12 protein-coding genes and 2 pseudogenes are annotated in these 17,300 nt (G+C 72.0%); 8 read left to right on the top strand and 6 right to left on the bottom strand.

Going from position 1 to position 17,300, the window contains the following annotated elements; genetic code table 11:
* Positions 1-44 precede the first annotated feature (44 nt).
* Together WMF27_RS41560 and WMF27_RS41565 are read right to left on the bottom strand one after the other, a co-directional pair.
* A pseudogene (locus WMF27_RS41560) lies at positions 45-248 on the bottom strand (bacteriophage T4 gp5 trimerisation domain-containing protein); the annotation flags it as partial.
* Positions 249-324: 76 nt separating this feature from the next.
* Positions 325-765, bottom strand: a pseudogene (locus WMF27_RS41565) (contractile injection system protein, VgrG/Pvc8 family); the annotation flags it as partial.
* A 1,087-nt stretch (positions 766-1,852) separates the two neighbouring features.
* Here WMF27_RS41565 and WMF27_RS41570 point away from each other — a divergent pair.
* The 5 genes from WMF27_RS41570 (at position 1,853) to WMF27_RS41590 (ending at position 8,860) form a co-directional block, all read left to right on the top strand.
* Positions 1,853-3,736 carry a chloride channel protein gene (locus WMF27_RS41570; RefSeq protein ID WP_437944557.1) on the top strand — a complete coding sequence of 628 codons (1,884 nt, stop codon included), beginning with the start codon at positions 1,853-1,855 and terminating at the stop codon, positions 3,734-3,736.
* 524 nt (positions 3,737-4,260) lie between these two features.
* Complete coding sequence (locus tag WMF27_RS41575) at positions 4,261-4,872, top strand: hypothetical protein (RefSeq protein ID WP_437943480.1); 612 nt, start codon at positions 4,261-4,263, stop codon at positions 4,870-4,872.
* Positions 4,873-5,015: 143 nt separating this feature from the next.
* Entirely contained in the window at positions 5,016-5,288 is a 273-nt protein-coding gene (locus tag WMF27_RS41580; protein WP_437943481.1) for a hypothetical protein, read from the top strand.
* Between the two features lie 42 nt (positions 5,289-5,330).
* The gene (locus tag WMF27_RS41585; protein WP_437943482.1) at positions 5,331-8,261 is read left to right on the top strand and encodes a molybdopterin oxidoreductase family protein; all 2,931 of its coding nucleotides are present in this window, start codon (positions 5,331-5,333) and stop codon (positions 8,259-8,261) included.
* 11 nt (positions 8,262-8,272) lie between these two features.
* Positions 8,273-8,860 (top strand): HPP family protein, encoded by a 588-nt coding sequence (locus WMF27_RS41590; RefSeq protein WP_437943483.1) that lies wholly within the window; start codon positions 8,273-8,275, stop codon positions 8,858-8,860.
* A gap of 106 nt (positions 8,861-8,966) precedes the next feature.
* Here WMF27_RS41590 and WMF27_RS41595 read toward each other — a convergent pair whose 3' ends face one another.
* The 4 genes from WMF27_RS41595 to gspC form a co-directional block, all read right to left on the bottom strand.
* A complete protein-coding gene (locus WMF27_RS41595) occupies positions 8,967-9,380 on the bottom strand; it encodes a hypothetical protein (protein WP_437943484.1) in 414 nt (137 codons plus the stop codon).
* 248 nt (positions 9,381-9,628) lie between these two features.
* Positions 9,629-10,612 carry a phosphotransferase family protein gene (locus tag WMF27_RS41600; RefSeq protein WP_437943485.1) on the bottom strand — a complete coding sequence of 328 codons (984 nt, stop codon included), beginning with the start codon at positions 10,610-10,612 and terminating at the stop codon, positions 9,629-9,631.
* Positions 10,613-10,858: 246 nt separating this feature from the next.
* Positions 10,859-12,625 (bottom strand): DUF389 domain-containing protein, encoded by a 1,767-nt coding sequence (locus WMF27_RS41605; RefSeq protein WP_437943486.1) that lies wholly within the window; start codon positions 12,623-12,625, stop codon positions 10,859-10,861.
* A gap of 276 nt (positions 12,626-12,901) precedes the next feature.
* On the bottom strand, positions 12,902-13,849 hold the full coding sequence (gspC, locus tag WMF27_RS41610; protein WP_437943487.1) for a type II secretion system protein GspC: 948 nt from the start codon (positions 13,847-13,849) through the stop codon (positions 12,902-12,904).
* Between the two features lie 201 nt (positions 13,850-14,050).
* On the opposite strand from gspC, the gene WMF27_RS41615 reads away from it, so the two are divergent.
* The 3 genes from WMF27_RS41615 to WMF27_RS41625 are packed head-to-tail and all read left to right on the top strand — an operon-like array spanning position 14,051 to position 17,272.
* Positions 14,051-14,356 (top strand): hypothetical protein, encoded by a 306-nt coding sequence (locus WMF27_RS41615; RefSeq protein WP_437943488.1) that lies wholly within the window; start codon positions 14,051-14,053, stop codon positions 14,354-14,356.
* 37 nt (positions 14,357-14,393) lie between these two features.
* Complete coding sequence (locus WMF27_RS41620; RefSeq protein WP_437943489.1) at positions 14,394-15,902, top strand: ATP-binding protein; 1,509 nt, start codon at positions 14,394-14,396, stop codon at positions 15,900-15,902.
* Positions 15,899-17,272: a sigma-54-dependent transcriptional regulator gene (locus WMF27_RS41625; protein ID WP_437943490.1), complete on the top strand. Its 1,374-nt coding sequence runs from the start codon at positions 15,899-15,901 to the stop codon at positions 17,270-17,272. Before WMF27_RS41620 ends, WMF27_RS41625 begins: the two co-directional genes overlap by 4 nt.
* Positions 17,273-17,300 lie beyond the last annotated feature (28 nt).

The raw sequence follows: 17,300 nt of genomic DNA on the forward strand, positions 1-17,300 counted from the left end.
ATCTCGTTCGTCTGGTCGCGGTCCACGCGCACGGTCTGGTGGCCTTAAACCCGTTCCTCGTGATCGCCGCCGACGTTGCCCCGCCGGCTTCCTCCGATACGCTCGCGTCGCTCACCGGCGACGTGATTGTGTTGGCTGCCGCGCACGTCGGTCTGTTCGTCCTCGCCGATGAACGTCGTTCGGCGCCGCTCGATCCGCTCGTCGAGGTCGCGCTGCGCATGCATGTAGATCTGCTCGTCGCCGGCGGTATCGTCGAAGCTGAGTTCGTTGGAGCCGGCGGCAGCTGGTGAGCTCTGGGTTCGGAGGCCTCGTGGTCCGGCGCCGGAGCAGCGCGAGCGGGGGGACGAGGCGCAGGTGCCAGGTCGGGCCGGTCCGCGCGATGAATGCGGCGTCCGCGCGCACCTGGTCGACGAGGCCTTCGATGCGGCGTTCGGCCCCGCGCCCATCGCGCAGGACGAAGGCGGCGAGGCTGCCGAGCAGCTCGGCGTCGCGGCCCTCGAGCTCGGGGGTGGCCTGCACGACGAGCTGGAACGAGAACAGCTCGGAGAGCGCCTCACGCCCGCGGAACGAGACAACGCGCAGGTCCGCGGGCGTGAACGCGCCGGCGTGGAGCTCGAAGGGATCGCTGATCACGGGCGCAATGTAACAGGAGTCGCAAGGTCGCCTGCAAGGAGCACGGTTGCCGCGCGACGGATGTGCGTGGTTCTGCGTCGCGCATGCGAGGACGATGCTCGGGTTGCGCCGCCATGCGATCGGCGCGGCCATTCGGCCTCCCTCTGCCCGGGGGCACGTTGGCTCGATCGGGGGCACGTCGCTGCGGAAGACCTCCGCGCCGTGCAAGCCATCGGGCGAGCTCTTAGATGCCGAGTGCGCCGGCTCCCACGATGGGCACGCGTGGCCATCGTCGTTCCTGCGGACAGGCCTCTTGGCGATCCACGGGGCGTAGTCATGGGCGACCTCGGTCTCATGGGCCTACGGCTTCGCCCTCGCCAGCGCAGCGAGATAGGCGACGCACCGGCTCCGCTCGGGCTCGTGGTGCGGGTCACGCATCGCCGAGCAGAAGGGGAAGCGAGGGCGGTGCGCCAGCCATCCAGACCGATCGTCTTGAAGCCTCAGATTCTAACTTTCGGGAGCATGATCTCTCCTTGGTTGCCGATCCGGCCGCGCGGCGCAGGCCGCGCTTTCCCATCAGCAACCGACGAAAGATCATGCTGCAGCAAATCCGAATCCAGGGCTTCAAGACGATCGTGAATGTCACGTTGGAGCTCGGGCAGTTCACCGTGTTCGGGGGGCGCGCTACGAAGCCAGGCTCCAGGAACCTACAACTTGGTCGTGGTCATGGAGGTCCGCCAGCGCGCGACTGATGGAGAACGGCGAGGAGCTTGCCGCCTGAGAGCACAAGGCAGGGCGCTTGGTGCTGGATCGAAAGATCGGAAATGCAGTTCCGATCAAGCCGGAGCGTGACCGCATTCCAGGCGTGGGAGCTGGAGGACGGCGGGAGGCTCCGCCGTTCTCCTTTTAGCCTCTCGTTCCTGTTGATCTGCACCTCGAATTGCACACCGTACTCGCGGGGCGCAGGGACAGACGGCCGAGCGACCGGACCCGGGCGTCCTCGTCAGCGGCGCGGCCGCCTCTCGGCGCCCTATCGGCCGCCGAGCCCGTCAATCTCTCGGATGTACTGGACGCCACCGGGGACGCGCGCGTTCCGGGCCCGGACAGGGCGATGTGACGCGTCCGTCAGGGCGGTGTGCTCAGCGTGCACCGGACTGTCTCAGCCTCGTTGCGCCCGCGCCCGGACGCGACCATGACCATCGCCATGCCGGAACCAGTCCCAGGAAATCGCACCGGCGTGATGCGACGGTTGCGCCCGTTCTCCGCGCTCATCTCGGAAATCGCGCCGCTCGATCTCCGGCTCGTCGGGCGCACGATCCTGCATGCCGTGCTCGTCGGGGCCATCGCGGGCCTGGTCGCCGTGCTCTTCTTCGGCGCCCTCGAGCTCGTCGAGGAGCTGCTCCTCGGCCGCCTCGCCGGCTACGCGCGGCTTCGAGCCCACGGCGAGGCGATCTTCAGCGGCGACGGCTCCGAGCACCGGAGCGTCCGGCTCTGGGTGCTGCTGGTGATCCCGGCGCTCGGAGCGCTGGCCGGGGGCATCCTCACCTGGCGCCTCGCCCCCGAGGCCGCGGGCGGCGGCGGAGACGCGATGATCGAGGCCTTCCACCACCACGGCGGCCGGATGCGCAAGCGGGTCGCGTGGGTCAAGGCGATCGCGTCGATCCTCACGCTCGGCTCGGGCGGCGCCGGCGGTCGCGAGGGGCCGACGATGCAGATCGGAGGAGCGCTCGGCTCGCTCGTGGGGCGTGGGCTCGCGGTCGGCCGGCGCGAGCATCGCATCCTGATGCTGGCAGGGGTCGCGGCCGGGATGTCCGCCATCTTCCGCACGCCGCTCGGCGCCGCGCTGCTCGCCGTCGAGGTGCTCTACCGCGACGACTTCGAGGCGGAGGCGCTGATCCCGGCGCTGCTCGCCAGCGTCGTCTCCTACTCGGTCTTCATCTCGTTCTTCGGCGAATCGACGCTCTTCGCGCACGCGCCCAAGTATGCGTTCATCCCGTCGCACCTCCCGCTCTACGCGCTGCTCGCGCTGCTCTTGGCCTTCGTCGCGATCGGCTTCCTGAAGTGCCTCGGCGGCGTGAAGGCGCTCGCGGCGCGCTTGCCGGTCCCCCCCTGGGCGCGCCCAGGGCTCGGCGGGCTCGCGCTGGGCCTCTTCTGCGTGCCCGTCCTCTGGTTCGTCGGCCACAGGATCGAGAGCCCCGGGCAAGGGCTCGGGCTGCTCGGCGGCGGCTACGGCGCGGTCCAGGTCGCGATCACCGGCGCGCCGTGGCTCCACCCGGGCTGGCGCGGCGTGGAGCTCATGCTCCTGCTCTGCGCCGCCAAGGTCGTCGCCTCGTCGCTCACGCTCGGCAGCGGCGGATGCGCCGGCGACTTCGCGCCATCGCTCGTCATCGGCGGGCTCTTCGGCGGCGCGTTCGGGCGCGCGGCGGCGCTGCTCTTCAACGATCCGCGCATCGATCCGGGCGCCTTCGCGCTCGTGGGCATGGGCACCTTCTACGGCGGCGTCGCGCACGTGCCGGTGAGCTCCCTCGTGATGGTCTGCGAGCTCGCCGGCAGCTACGACCTCCTGGTCCCCCTGATGCTCGCCGAGGGCGTCGCCTTCGTCGCGCTGCGGAAGCACTCGCTCTACCACGCGCAGCTCCCGACCCAGCGCGAGTCTCCCGCGCACCCGGTGCCGACGCTCGACGTGCTCAAGACCATCCGTGTGCGGCAGATCATGATCGAGGAGCGCACGCTGGTGACGTTCGCGCCGGGGACGCCTGCCCGCGAGATGCTCCGGCAAGCCGCCGACGCGAGCTGGCAGGAGGTCTTCCCGGTGCTCGATACGTCGCGCAAGATGGTCGGCATGATCACCGGCGAATCGCTCCGCATCGTCGCGGTGGAGCACGACCTCGAGCGGATGACCGTGGCGGCCGACGCGATGCAACCGCCGGTGGCCGTGACGGTCGCCGACGATCTGCGGACGGCGATCGAGGCGATGGTGGCGCACGGCGTCCGCGAGCTCCCGGTCGTCGACGGCGAGGGCGCGATCGTCGGGTTCGTGGACGAGGCCGACATTGGAAAGGCCTATCTGGAGGCGACCACGAGGCCCACGCGCGCAGACGAAACACCGATCCTGCTCGGCTGAGCCTCCGGTGCAGGAGCCGCCGCGCCCGCCCAGACGCTGGGGGCGATCCCGGAGCTGCTCGATCATTGGCTCGCGAAGGTCGGGTACACGCGACAGCAGACCGATGAGCCCGTGGACCCGAATCGCCTCGACAACCTGTGGGCACCCGCGCCGTGGGACTTCGGAGCACGCGGCCCGTTCGACCGGCGCGCCAAGGCCTCGCCCGGAGCTCTGGTTCGACATCCATCGCTGGTCGCTCGGCGCCGTAGCGCTGTGCGCGGCGGCCATCGCCGGGGCCTCCGCGCGGCGCGCAGCGGCCCAGCGCAGCGCCCCCTGGCGGCGCCTCCTCACGTGAGGCCGGCGCAGCACGTGCAGGTCCGAGCGCGCGTGAGCGCGACGAAGCCTCACCACAGGACGGGAGAATCATGCAGATGCCGACACCAGGACCCGAGGAACGTGAACGGTTTGCACAGCCGGAGCGCCAGGTACCGCCGCTGTCAGGCGCGCGGCGCATACCAGAGGAGGAGAAGGCGGCGTCAAAGGTCGTGCTCGGCGGCTCGCTCGCCGAGGTGCTGTGCGGCGCGGCGACGATCGTCCTCGCCATCATCGGGCTGACGGGGATCATCCCAGGAGAGCTCGCCTCGATCGCCACGATCGTCTTCGGCGCCGCGCTGATCGCGCACGGCGGCGCGATCGCCTCGCGCTTCGGCGCGCTGACCCGCGCCACGCCGCCCGTCGAGTGGGACACGCGCGGCGAGCTCGGAGGCGGTCTGGGCGCGGAGCTCGTCTGCGGCGCGGCCGGCGTCGTGCTCGGCATCCTCGCGCTCCTCGGCCTCGCCCCCATGACGCTGACCTCGATCGCGGTGATCGTCTTCGGCGGCGCGCTGCTGCTCGGCGGCGGCGCGACGGCGGACCTCGGCGCGCTCGACACTCACGGCGCGCACCAGCACCTCGCCTACGTCGCTCGTCAGGCGTCGATGGCCGCCGCCGGCCTGCAGTCGCTCGTCGGCGCCGCCGCGGTCGTGCTCGGCATCCTCGCGCTGGTCGGCATCTATCCCATGGTGCTCACGTTCGTCGCCCTCCTCGAGCTGGGGGCGGCCGTCGTCGTGAGCGGAACCGCCGTCTCGGGGCGGGCGGCGGCGGCGCTCCGGCGCTGAGCCGGGCGGCGCTCGCCTTCAAGGCACCTCACCGCTCGCCGCCTACCTCGTCGGGCGGCGGTGACCCTTGAGCTGGGTCCCCCGGCCGCAGGCGGCACGCTCAGTGCTTGCTCCGCCGGGACCGAGCCGAAGGAGGTGGGGAGGTGACGGAGGCGCTCGAGCGCGGCGATATCTACTTCCTCTATCGGCCGGAGGTCGAACGGGAGCTCGGTGACGTCGAGGGAATGGACGACGTCCAGCGGCTCTTTGCCGTGCTGCGGCCGGACGACAAGGACCTCTACCGGCTGATCGTGATCGGGCAGAAGCAGCTCCCGGACATCCATGCTCCGCAAGGCAGGGCCCGCCGGAGCAAGGGCCTCCGGATGGATTGCGGCAATCGCCGGGCAACGCCGCTGTTCGCAGGGGAATGGGTCTGATGATCGCTGCGTAACGCAGGACGACGCGGAAGGAGTCGAAGCATGCACCAGACACGCAACAGCGTGACGAGCCCGTGGGGCGAGCGGACGCCGTACTTCGGTGAGCACCAGTGGCCAGCACGGGTCGACGAGCAGACGGACGAGGAGCCGGAGCGGTGGGTCCAGTCCTGCTGCGTGCTGTGCACGAACGGATGCGGGCTCGATATCGGCGTCAAGGGGAACAGGATCGTCGGCGTCCGCGGCCGGGCAGAGGACGTCGTCAACCGCGGCCGGCTGGGCCCGAAGGGATTGAACGGCTGGGTCGCCAACAACAGCCCCGACCGGCTGACCCGGCCGCTGATCCGCACCGGCAAGAAGCCGGGCAACACGTTCCGCGAGGCCACGTGGGACGAGGCGATGGAGCTCCTGACCCGCCGGTGCAAGGACGTGGTCGCCCGGTACACGCCCGGCGCGGTCGCCATCTACAACAGCGGACAGCTGTTCCTCGAGGACTACTACACGCTCAGCGTCATCGCCCAAGCCGGGCTCCGCACGAACCACATCGATGGGAACACGCGGCTGTGCACCGCCACGGCTGGCAGCTCCCTCCGCGAGACGTTCGGCCGCGATGGGCAGCCGTCGAGCTACCGGGACTTCGACGTCGCCGATTGCATCCTGCACGTCGGCCACAACATCGCGGCGACGCAGGCGGTGTCGTGGATGCACATCCTCGACCGCCGCCGGGGCCCGAACCCGCCGAGGCTCGTCGTCATCGACCCGCGGACGACCGACACCGCCCGGGAGGCCGACGTCCACTTGGCCCTGCGCGTCGGCACGAACGTGGCGCTGCTGAACGGGCTCATGCACCTGATCATCCAGCACGGGCATGTGGACCAGGCGTTCGTCGACGCGCACACGGTCGGGTTCGCGGCGCTGCGGGAGAAGGTCGCGGCGTACCCGCCCCGGCGCGTGGCCGAGATCACCGGCGTCCCCGTGGATCAGCTGAACGCCGCGGCGCACCTGCTCGGGACGAGCGAGCGGCTCTTGGCCACCGCGCTCCAGGGCATCTACCAGGCGCACGAGGCCACGGCCGCGGCGTGCCAGGTCAACAACCTCGTCCTGATCCGCGGCATGATCGGCAAACCCGGCTGCGGCGTGATCCAGTCGAACGGCCAGCCGACCGCCCAGAACACCCGCGAGACCGGCGCAGACGGCGAGTTCACCGCGTTCCGCAACATGGAGAACCCGGCGCACGTGGCCGACCTCGCGCGCGTGTGGAACGTCGAGCCGGACGTGATCCCCACCTTCGCGCCCCACACCCATTGCACCCAGCTGTTCCGGCTGGCCGAGCAGGGGTCGATCCGGATGCTCTGGATCATCGCCACGAACCCGGCGGTCTCGATGCCCAACCTGCCCCGCATCCGCAAGACGCTGGCGAAGGAGGATCTCTTCGTCGTCGTTCAGGACGTCTTTCCGACCGAGACAACGCGGTTCGCGGACCTGGTGCTGCCGAGCGCGATGTGGGGGGAGAAGACCGGCACGTTCACGAACACCGATCGGACGGTGCACATCTCGTACAAGGCCGTCGACCCGCCGGGCGAAGCGCGGCCGGACATGGATATCTTCATCGATTTCGCCCGGCGCATGGGCTTCACGGACAGGGACGGTCAACCGCTCATCAAGTGGGACACGCCCGAGGGCGCGTTCGACGCGTGGCGCGCGTGCACCAAGGGTCAGAACTGCGACTACACCGGCCTGACGTATGCCAAGCTCACTGGCGGCTCCGGCATCCAGTGGCCGGTGAACGACGAGCACCCGGACGGGACCGAGCGGCAGTACACGGATCTGCGCTTCCCGACCGGCATCGACGAGTGCGGGAGCTATGGGCACGACATCGAGACCGGCGCGGCGGTCACGCGCGAGCAGTACGCCTCCAACGACCCGGCGGGCCGCGCGATCCTCAAGGCTGCTGACTGGTTTGCTCCGCCGGAGTCGCCGGACGACGAGTATCCGTTCTGGTTGACGACCGGGCGGCTCATCTACCATTTCCACACGAGGACGAAGACCGGCCGGTCCCCGGCGCTGCAGGCGGCGGCCCCGGACGTGTTCGTGCAGATGAGCGCCGAGGACGCCGCGCGCATCGACGTGAGCGAGGGCGACATGGTCGACGTCATCACCCGCCGTGGCCGGGTGCGCGGTGCGGCGAGGCTCGGGGATATCCTCCCAAGACACGTGTTCATCCCGTTTCACTACGGGTACTGGGACGAGGAGGGGACCGACGGGGCGGAGCCGGACGGGCGGCCGCGGGCCGCGAACGAGCTGACGATGACGACCTGGGACCCGGTGAGCAAGCAGCCGGCCGTGAAGTTCGCGGCAGCCAGGCTGCAGAAGGTGAGCGCCGCCCGCACCGCGGTCGCGAAGGTCGCCGGCGCGGCGGAGCGGGTCGTCGAGCGGGCCGGCGCCGCGGCCTCGGCGATCGCGTCGGCGATCACGCGCCCTTCCGGCGACGCGCCCGAGCGACAGCGCCTGGCCGACTACCTCGGCCTGCTCCGGCTGGCCCACGAGCGGTTCATCGTGGCGTGCGACGCCGCGTCCGAGCACGCGCTGAACGAAGGCGAGCTGTCGATGGGGCTCTCGCGGCTCCAGGAGATCTCGCGGCAGTCGCTTTCGTGGCTGGAGCCGGCGGCGCGGCCGTACAACCCGGCCCCGCCGGCCGGCGACGCGAACGAGCTCGGCTCCTTGCCGGAGAAGATCCGCCTGAACCGGGCCAGGGAAGGCCACCTCGGGCAGCTCCGGGGGCTGCACGAGCTGTACGTGCTCGCGGCCGACCTGCACATCACGCTCGTCGCCGTGAAGAAGACGGCCATGATGCTGCTCGATCGCGCGCTCATGGCGAGCTGCGACAGGATCGAGGAGAACACCCATCGTCAGCAGGCGTGGCTCCTGACGCAGGTGGGCGCGCATGCGCCGCAGACCCTGGGCGTCCCGCTCTGACGGCAGGAGGGATGATCCCGGACCAAGGCGCGGGCGAGCGCTGGCCGATGATGAACCGCACCGCACCCAGACCCAGGCTCCACGCCGCGCGCGCTCGCCTCGCCAGGTTACCGGAGGCCGTCTGGGCTCCGCTCGCCGGGGCGGCGCTCATGGCGCTCCCTGCGGCCGTCGGCCTCGTGATGGGCAAGCCGTGGCTATTCCCGAGCCTCGGGCCGACCGTGTTCGTTCATGTGACCACGCCGCGGAGCCCGGGCGCGCGGCTCTACAACACGCTCGTCGGCCACCTGCTCGGTATCGTGGCTGCCGCTGCGGCCGTGGCCGTGCTCGGCGCCGCGGCCGAGCCGTCCGTGATGGGCTCCGGACACCTGCTGTGGCGCCGCGCGTGGGCGTCCGTCCTCGCCGTGGCCCTGACGTTGCTCTCGCAGGAGCTGCTCAAGGCCCAGCACGCGCCGGCCGCGGCGACCACGATGCTCGTCACGCTCGGCGGGTTCAGGGCGGACTGGTCCGACGTCGCGACGATCACCGTCGGCGTGCTGCTCGTCGCGCTCCCGGGCGAGCTCGCGCGGCGGGCGCGTATCCCGTCTTCGCGCGGGCCTTGATGCGGCCGGGCTGGCTCATCGACCGAACACCTGCGCAGGGCCGTCTGGGGGAGCTCGCCTTTCGGCTTCAAGAGCCGCAGGTGAGCTCGACCCAGGGACCGCTTGCCTACCGCGCTCGCGTGGTGAAGAGGGACGTGATGGAGTCCAGGATATCCTGGATCGACAGGTCAGGAGGCGGCTTGTCCGGGTTGTCGAGGGCCCTGTCCACGTAGTGCCCGAGGTACTCGGTCGTAACGAGCGCCGTGATCGCGTTCGTCACCGCGCCGGCGAGCGGGATCAGCCCCAGGGTCAAGCCGATCATGAGACGAAGGGCGCCGCCGCCCCAGATGAGCTGGTGGACCTGGGACCACGCCGGCTTCGAGAGGGACGTGCCTCGCTCCTTCGCGAGCGACGCCGCGAGCAGGTACTGGATCGGAATGACGAACAGCTGGTCCGAACCCGGGAGCGGCTGGACGACGAAGCTGATCCCGGCGGCGCCGGCCGAGAATGCGTGGGTGGTGAGCCGTGCGCCGAGCTTCATGAAGGAAGCTTAACGCCCGCTCGGCTGTCGAGAAGTGGCTCACGCCGCTCGTCCGGGCGCGGGGATGAGGGAGCGATGTCCCGCGTCTCCCGCTTTTCACAGCGCGCCGCGCAATCCATCCTTACATCTTCTCTTTGATGCCTCTCCGGAGGAGCCACCAGTTCACCGAACGACGTCTGCACGGTTGCCCGCCGTGCGCGCTCGCGCGGACCGCGGCGTCTCGCTGCTCTTTGACGACCGCGCGCATGTCAGCGCCAGCAGGCGTCCGCCCGGCGGATGACGCGCAGCCAGTCCGTCGCGTTCCGGGTCGCGGCAGCGCGGGCCTTGGGGGAGGCCCCGGGCCGGCTCGCCATCGAGAGCTGGTGCCCGAGCGCGCCCGCGAGCACGTTGGAGGCCGCCGCGAACCAGTAGGCATCGCGCAGGGGCCGGGTGAGCACGGGGGCGAGGCCGCGCGCGACGAGGTAGCCGGCGAGCAGCGTGTCGTGGCGGCGCCTCGCCTCGGGCTCCCAGTAGCCGAGCGCCTGGAGCCACGAGCTCACGTCTTCGAGCGGCGAGCCGACCCGCGCGCGCGCCCAGTCGAGCAGGACGGGCTCCGTGATGCCACCGCGACGGCGGATCATCACGTTGCCCGGGTGCACGTCGCCGTGGATCGTGGCGCTGCCGAGAGGCTGGAACGCGAGGAGCTGGCGGCGCATCGCGGGCAGCGCCACGACGACTCGCCTCAGGGCGGGCAGCGCCCGCGCGAGCGCGGGGACCTCGCCAGGGCGCAGGCGTTCGGCGAGGATCAGGGTGCCTCGCGCCGCCGCCAGCCTCTCGGCGTCATGATCCCACGCCGGCAGGGAAGCGCCCTGCGTCGCCTCCCCGTGGAGTCTCGCCAGCCGCTCGAGCACCTGGGCGGTGGGCGCGCTGTCGGTCCAGGGCCAGCGGTGCGCCGGCACGATCTGTTCGAGGTAGAGGAGCCAGCGCCGACGCCCGAGACGCTGCGCTCCGAGCAGCTCGGGCGAGAAGCTCCGCGCGACGGAGGTCGCGAGGCGCCGGTAAACAGCCGCCTCACGCGCAGTCACGCCCTGCACGAGCTTCGCCACGAGCGCGATACGGCGCCGCCGCCCGCCGTCGCGCAGCCGCGCGGTAACCAGCGCGACGTCCGAGCAGAGCCCGCCTTCGAGCGGGCGGAGCTCGACGTCCGAGTCGCAGAGCGCAGCGCCGTACCGCGCGGCGAGATAGGCAGTCACTGCAGCGCGTTCGAGAGCATCCCGCGTCATCCGTCACCCCCCGGACCCGACAGTGCGCCGCGGCCAGCTCACAATCCACACTGCACCTCGAATTGCGCTCCACCGATCCAGAGCAGGATCAGAGACCCAGCCGCAACAGGGCCCCCGGCCAAGCTGCAGCAGGGCGCCCGGCCAGTCCGCGGCAGGGCACCGGCACCGGCCCAATCCGCGATGATCGCCGTGAGCGGATCCCTCGCGCGACTGGCCTCAGCGAGCGACCGCGGCGGCCTCCGCTGGAGCTCGGGGGTCCATCGGGGCGCCGGCATCGGCCGGCGCGGGCTCCGGCGGTGCGCACGGAGACGTCGAGACGACCGCCCGCCACCGCGCGCCCTCACGGACGTGCACCCGATCGGTGCGGAGCGCCGGCAGGGACCGGAGCGCCTCGAGCGTCGCTTCGATCTCCTCGTTCTCCTCGTTCGGCTTTTCCCTCGGACTCTGGGGGACCTTCTGGGGCACCTCGACGCATCCGTACAGCTCTTCGATGTCCTCCACCCAGGCGAGCGCGGCCCGCGCTTCCTCGATCCAGGAGCGTCCGCCTGCCGGCTCGGCCGCGATGAGCTCGGGCGAGATGGCGCGATCGTGCACCGCGACCTCCGCGCCGAGATCCCGCGAGATCGCGCGCCCGAGCAGGTCAGCCGCCGCGGCGCCGAGCTCTGGCCCGACATGGACGGCTTCCAGCAGGACCGGCTCGTTCTCCGGGAACCGGAGCCGCCACGTGACGAGCGGCCCGGCCGCGTGGGGCCACGATCCCGCGAGCGACGCGGTGAGCTCCTCTCGCAGTTGCACGAGATCGGGCCCCCTGCGCACCATGTCGATGGGGGCGGGCGGCGCCCTGACCGACGCCGCCACCTCCTCCAGCGCGCTGGCGTCGGGGACGGCGATCACGTCGACCTTGGGCGTCATGCCCGCGACGGCGGTGATCCTGTCGCGCAGGTCGTGCTCGAGCTTCTCCGCATCGCCCGCTCGCCCGAGCGTCACCAGGCGCACCGCGACGCTGCCATGGTCGACGGTGACGCTCGACCGCACCGTGCTCTGCGGCAGCGCGTCCAGCATGCGCTGGATCGCCGTGCGGACACGCACCTGCCACGACACCCGCGCGAGCGCCTCCCGGAGCGGGAAGTACACGGCGCCGAGGAGCGCGAGCGGCATCAGGACGCGGAAGATCCACCCGTGGCGGAGCTCGAAGAAGACCTGGAACGCGCGCGCCGCACGGCGGATGGCCCCCGGCTTCTGCTTCGCGAGCTCCGCGTGCTCGAGCTTCGCGGTGCTGACAGCGCCGTAGCCGAGGAGCAGGAAGCAGAGGATGGCGAACAGGAGGATCGCGCAGAGGTTCGCCGTGAAGAGCAGCGCGGCGCCGCTCGCGATGTTCTTCATCCGCGTGCCGATCCCGTACCCGATCACGCACAACGGGGGCACCAGCGCGATGCCGATGGCGGTCCCTGCGGCCGTCGAGGTCGTGTCCGAGCCGGGTCTCACCGTGGTGTAGGCGGCCGCGATCGCGCAGAAGATCGCGATGAGCAGGTCGAGCACGGTCGGCGAGGTGCGCGCCGCGATCTCCGCCGTCACCTCGTAGAACGGCAGCACCAAGGTCAGGAGCGCGGCGCTGGTCACCACGGCGATGACGCTGGAGGCGACGCGGGCGAAGGAGCGCAGCGCCAGGAAAGGCGAGCCGATCGCGAGGCCCATCCCGAGCTCGACGATGGGCCCCATGAGCGGCGAGATCAGCATCGCGCCGATGACGACCGCCCCGCTGCCGAGGACGAGCCCGAGCGAGGCGATGCCCATGGCGAGGAAGAGCTGGAGCCAGTAGCCCGCTGCCCCCCTGGCGCTCCGCTCCAGCATGCTCCGGACGATGGCCTCGCGACCCTCAGGTTCGATGCCGAACGCGGCTGCGATGCGGTCCTGCAGGGCCACCGGGATGGCCCCCCCGGGCGGCTCCTCGAGCGGCGGCTCACGGCTGGGGTGCTGATCCATGGCCGGGCTTATCACGCGCCGCTCCGCCGCGCTCTTCTTGGAAAGCGCGGGCGCCTTCGGACGACGCCGCGTCCGACCCTCTCGTGCACGAGCCGCCGAAAGTCCGTGTACGCGCCGGCCATCTCCCGCGTGGGCACGGCGAGCTGGAGGGAGCGGACCTCGTCCCGCACCTTCGGCTCGCGCTCGAGAAACCGCTCGATCGCGAGCAGGCGGCGCCGGCATGGAGGGGTCGTCCGCGTCGGACCAGGTCGAGGTCATGGACCTGCAAGGGCGCGCTCACTGGATCCGGAGATCGATCGTCATGTCCTTTCCCCCCCGCTGGAGGGAAATCGCGAGGTTGTTCGCCGAGCGCAGCCGGGCGTAGGCTTGAAGCGCGCTCTGGGGGTCGGTCATGTCGAAGCCGTTGATCGAGCGGATCGTGTCCCCCTTGCGCAGGCCGACCGCGGTCAGCAGCGAGTTGGGCGCGACGCGGGTGAGGCGGACGCCGATCACGCGTTCCCCCTCCCGCGCTGGCACGATCCGCGCGGAGCGCATGAGCTCCCCCTGCTTCTCCAGGACCAGCTCGATCGCCGTCCGGTCGACCACGAACTCGCGGTCGCTCACCTTCCGGATCTTCGACGCGATCTCCGGCGGGAGCGCGCCGCGCTTCGGCCGCGGCGCCGCGGGCGGCGGCGCAGCCGAAGCGCGCGGCGCGCCCCGGTTGTCGCCGATGCGGACCTGACACCGCGCCCCCGGCTCGGCGAGCCAGACGCGATCCCAGCCGATCGCGACGACGGAGCGGCCCTCGACGGCGTCGCCCTCCCGGCGCAGGAGCGGCTCCCCTCGCCCGGCCGCGATCGTGGCGAAGGACCAGGAGGGATCCTCCGAGGCGGCGATCAAGAGGACGCGCGCGCCCTCACAGATCGGATCCAACAGAGGATCGGCGCCCACGGCGGAGGCCTCGTCCTCCTCCTGGCTGGCGGGCTTCGGCGTGAGGGGCCCTGTCACCGAGTCGAACGGGTTCCGCGCCAGGATGGCTGTCGCGCTGGTCGTATGATCGCCGTCGTCCAGGAGAGGCCGAGGCTGCGGCTGCGGCTGCGGCCGCGGTTGCGGCCGCGGAAGTCCGGACAGCCACGCTTCTTCCACGAGGTACGAGATCCCGGAGGCCTGCTGGTACGCAGCCGTCATGATCATCCCGCCGAGGATTACCGGGAGAGTTCGCTTGATGAGGAGTTCCGGAATCACCGTCGCCTTCCAGAGCGGGCGTGCACGCGAGCGTCGGTGCGCCCCGCAGCCCGCCGGCAATCGTCGCCAGCACGCGTTGACGGAGCGCGGAGCCCCTTCGGGCGGCCGTCGCGCGCCGGGGCTCTCGCGCCCGAGAGCCGCGTGCCCGTGCTGGAGCAGCATCCGTGCCCAGCTGGCTCGGGAGTTGCTGCCCGCCCATGCATGAAGAAAAGGACGGACGCCGCCCCGCTCCCCCTGCTCGCCGCGCTCGCCGCCATGGCCGGTTCTGCGGCGGCGGGCTGCGCTCCGGAGCCACGCGGCGCGCCCTGCGCCGACGACAGCGAGTGTCAGCGCCCCGTCGAGGGGCTCGCGTACTGCATCAACTCCCGCGGCGTCGAGTGCGTCTCGAGCTCGTTATGCAGCCCGGGGGACCGGTGCATCGAGGGTCGGTGCGTGCCCCGGTGCCGGGACACGCGCGACTGCCGGTCCGACCAGCTCTGCCGCGAGGGCGCCTGCGAGGCCCGCTGAGATGCGACATCGTGTCGCCTCTGGGACAATGGATCGCATGAACGCGCAAAGCCACGAGAGACGGAGCGCGATGGGGCTGACGCTCCAGCTCTGGCTCATGCTCCTCGTGCCGATCGTCCTGGCCGTAGCGCTCTACGGGGCGGTGATCCACACGACGCGGCACCAGTTCCTCCGCCGGCAGGCATCGGCCGAGCTGCGCCACCACGCGAGCCTGGTCGAGGCGGCGATCGGTGGGGCCGTCGAGCGCGGCCAGGTCGAGCTGCTCAAGCAGCGCATCGAGCGGCTCGCGCAGGCCGAGCGCATCCTCGGGATCGCGGCGTTCGACGAGCGCGGGGGCCCGATCCTCGTGACGGATCCCATCGCCGGCGAGTCGGCCGAGCTCGCGGCGCTCGCGCGCAGGGCGCTCGCGACGGGCGAGGAGATCGAGGAGGAGCGGATGCTCGGCGGAGGGCGGGCGCTCGTCCGCACGGTCACGTTCTCGCAGCGGGGTCTGTCGGTCGTCGCCGTCGTCGTCCGGGAGCTCCGCTACCTGGACGCCTTCGCGCGGAGCTCGAACCGGGGCCTGGCGCTCGCCGGCGCCGCGCTGCTCGGCGCCGTGGCGTTGATCGCCGCGTTCGCGAGCCGGGCCACGGTCGGGCGCCCGGCGGGCGCGATCGTGGCGGGCGTCGAGCGGGTGGCGCGCGGGGAGCTCGAGGTGACGGTGCCCGAGGCGGGCGCCGAGGAGCTCCGGCGGCTCGCGCGGGCGTTCAACGCGATGACGGCCTCGCTCACCGAGGCGCGCGCCCGCCTGGAGCAGGAGCAGGCCGCCCGCGCCGCCGTCGAGCGGAAGCTGCAGCAGGCGCACGCGCTGTCGGCCGTCGGGCAGGTGGTCGCCTCGATCGGCCACGAGATCGGCTCCCCGCTCAGCGTCATCCTGGCGCGCGCCCGCCGCCTCGCCGATCAGCCCGGGTGGCCCGAGCCGGCCCGCGGCGAGCTGGAGACGATCGCGACGCAATCCGAGCGCATCTCCCGCGTGGTGGCGCGGCTGCTCTCGGTCGCCCGGCCGCCGAGGCTCCTCGGTCGCGGGAGCGACGTGGCCCAGGTCGCGCGCGAGGTGCTCGCGTTCCTCGGGCCGGAGTGCCGGCAGCGCGGCGTCGCGACCCGGATCGAGCACGACGGGGCGCCGCTGCACGTGGTGCTCGACGCGGACCACCTGTTCCAGGTGGCGTTCAACCTGTGCCTGAATGCGGCGCAGGCGCAGCCTCGCGGGGGCGAGATCACGGTGCGGCTCCAGACCGTCGACGCCCGCAAGGCGGCCCTCGAGGTCGAGGACCGCGGGCCCGGGGTCCCTCGCGAGGTCGCCGAGCACGTCTTCGAGGCGTTCTTCACGTCGAAGGGCGATCGCGGTGGCACCGGCCTCGGCCTGGCGATCGTCGAGGGGATCGTGCGCGAGGCGGGCGGCTCGGTCGAGCTCGCCCCGACGGACCACGGCGGCGCCTGCTTCCGCGTCACCCTGCCGCGCGCCGTGTCCGCGCCGCTGCCCGCGCGCGCGGAGGCTCGAGCGTGAGCGCCCGCGCGAAGGTGCTCATCGTCGACGATGAGCTCGAGATGGTGAAGCTCGTGGCCGACATCGCCCGCGACATGGGCCATGAGCCGGCGACGCTGACCGCGCCGCTGCTCGCGCTCCCGCTGCTCGAAGAGCGGGAGTTCGACCTCGTCGTGACCGACGTGCGCATGCCCGAGATGGACGGGATCGAGCTCATCGAGCGGATCGCGCGCTTCGATCCCCGGACGGCGATCATCGCCATGACCGCGTTCGGCTCGATCGACACCGCGGTCCGCGCCATGCGCGCCGGCGCGTTCGACTACCTGCCGAAGCCGTTCCAGCCCGCGGACATGGCGCTCCGCATGGAGCGGGCGCTCGGGCAGCGGGCGATGACGGTCGAGCTGACCGACCTCCGCTCGGAGGTCGCGCAGCGGTTCTCGATCGCGGGGATGGTCGGGCGCAGCCGGGCGATCGAGGAGGTGATCGCGCTCGTGCGGCGCGTGGCCGACAGCCGCGCGACGGTCCTCGTGAGCGGCCCGAGCGGGAGCGGCAAGGAGCTCGTGGCGCGCGCGCTCCACGGCGAGAGCCGGCGTCGCGGGAGGAAGTTCGTGGCGGTCAACTGCGCGGCGATCCCGGAGTCGCTCATCGAGGCGGAGCTCTTCGGGGTGCGCAAGGGCGCCTACACGGACGCGCGCAGCGACCGGCCCGGGATGTTCCAGGAGGCCGACGGAGGGACGTTGTTCCTCGACGAGGTGGGCGAGCTCGCGCTCCCGCTCCAGGCGAAGCTCCTGCGGGCGCTCCAGGAGCGGGAGGTCCGCCCGGTCGGCGCGGTGTCGTCGGAGCCCGTCGACGTGCGCGTCATCGCGGCGACGAACCGCGACCTGCGCGCGGCGGTCGCCGAGCGCGCGTTCCGCGAGGACCTCTTCTACCGGCTCGCGGTGATCGAGATCGCGATCCCGTCGCTCAAGCACCGCACGGACGACATCCTGCCGCTGGCCGAGCACTTCCTGGCCCGGGCGGCCGCGCACGCGGGCAAGCCGATCGCCGGGTTCTCGGGCGCGGCGGTGAAGCGCCTGCTCGCGTACGACTGGCCCGGCAACGTCCGCGAGCTGGAGAACGCGATCGAGCGGGCGGTGGCGCTCTGCGACGGCGCGCGGATCTCCCCGGACGACCTCCCCGAGGGCGTGCGCGCGCGGCGAGGCGCGCCGGATTTCCTCGACACCGCGGCGGATCGGCTGATGACGCTCGACGAGCTCCAGCGCGAGTACGCGCAGGTCGTCCTGCGGCGCGTGGGCGGCAAGAAGCAGCGGGCGGCGGCCCTGCTCGGCGTCGATCGGCGGACGCTCCAGCGCTGGTTCGGCGGGGGGAGCGACGGCGAGCAGGGGCCCTGAGGGCCGGGCGCGGGCCTGGATCGGGCCG

The sequence above is a fragment of the Sorangium sp. So ce281 genome (genome assembly GCF_051527395.1).
Taxonomy (GTDB): domain Bacteria; phylum Myxococcota_A; class Polyangia; order Polyangiales; family Polyangiaceae; genus Sorangium; species Sorangium cellulosum_B.

Coding starts and splice junctions, on each gene's coding strand:
- WMF27_RS41570 (WP_437944557.1), top strand. CDS start 1,853: ATGCGACGGTTGCGCCCGTTCTCCGCGCTCATCTCGGAAATCGCGCCG.
- WMF27_RS41585 (WP_437943482.1), top strand. CDS start 5,331: ATGCACCAGACACGCAACAGCGTGACGAGCCCGTGGGGCGAGCGGACG.
- WMF27_RS41590 (WP_437943483.1), top strand. CDS start 8,273: ATGATCCCGGACCAAGGCGCGGGCGAGCGCTGGCCGATGATGAACCGC.
- WMF27_RS41595 (WP_437943484.1), bottom strand. CDS start 9,380: ATGAAGCTCGGCGCACGGCTCACCACCCACGCATTCTCGGCCGGCGCC.
- WMF27_RS41605 (WP_437943486.1), bottom strand. CDS start 12,625: ATGGATCAGCACCCCAGCCGTGAGCCGCCGCTCGAGGAGCCGCCCGGG.
- WMF27_RS41615 (WP_437943488.1), top strand. CDS start 14,051: ATGAAGAAAAGGACGGACGCCGCCCCGCTCCCCCTGCTCGCCGCGCTC.
- WMF27_RS41620 (WP_437943489.1), top strand. CDS start 14,394: ATGAACGCGCAAAGCCACGAGAGACGGAGCGCGATGGGGCTGACGCTC.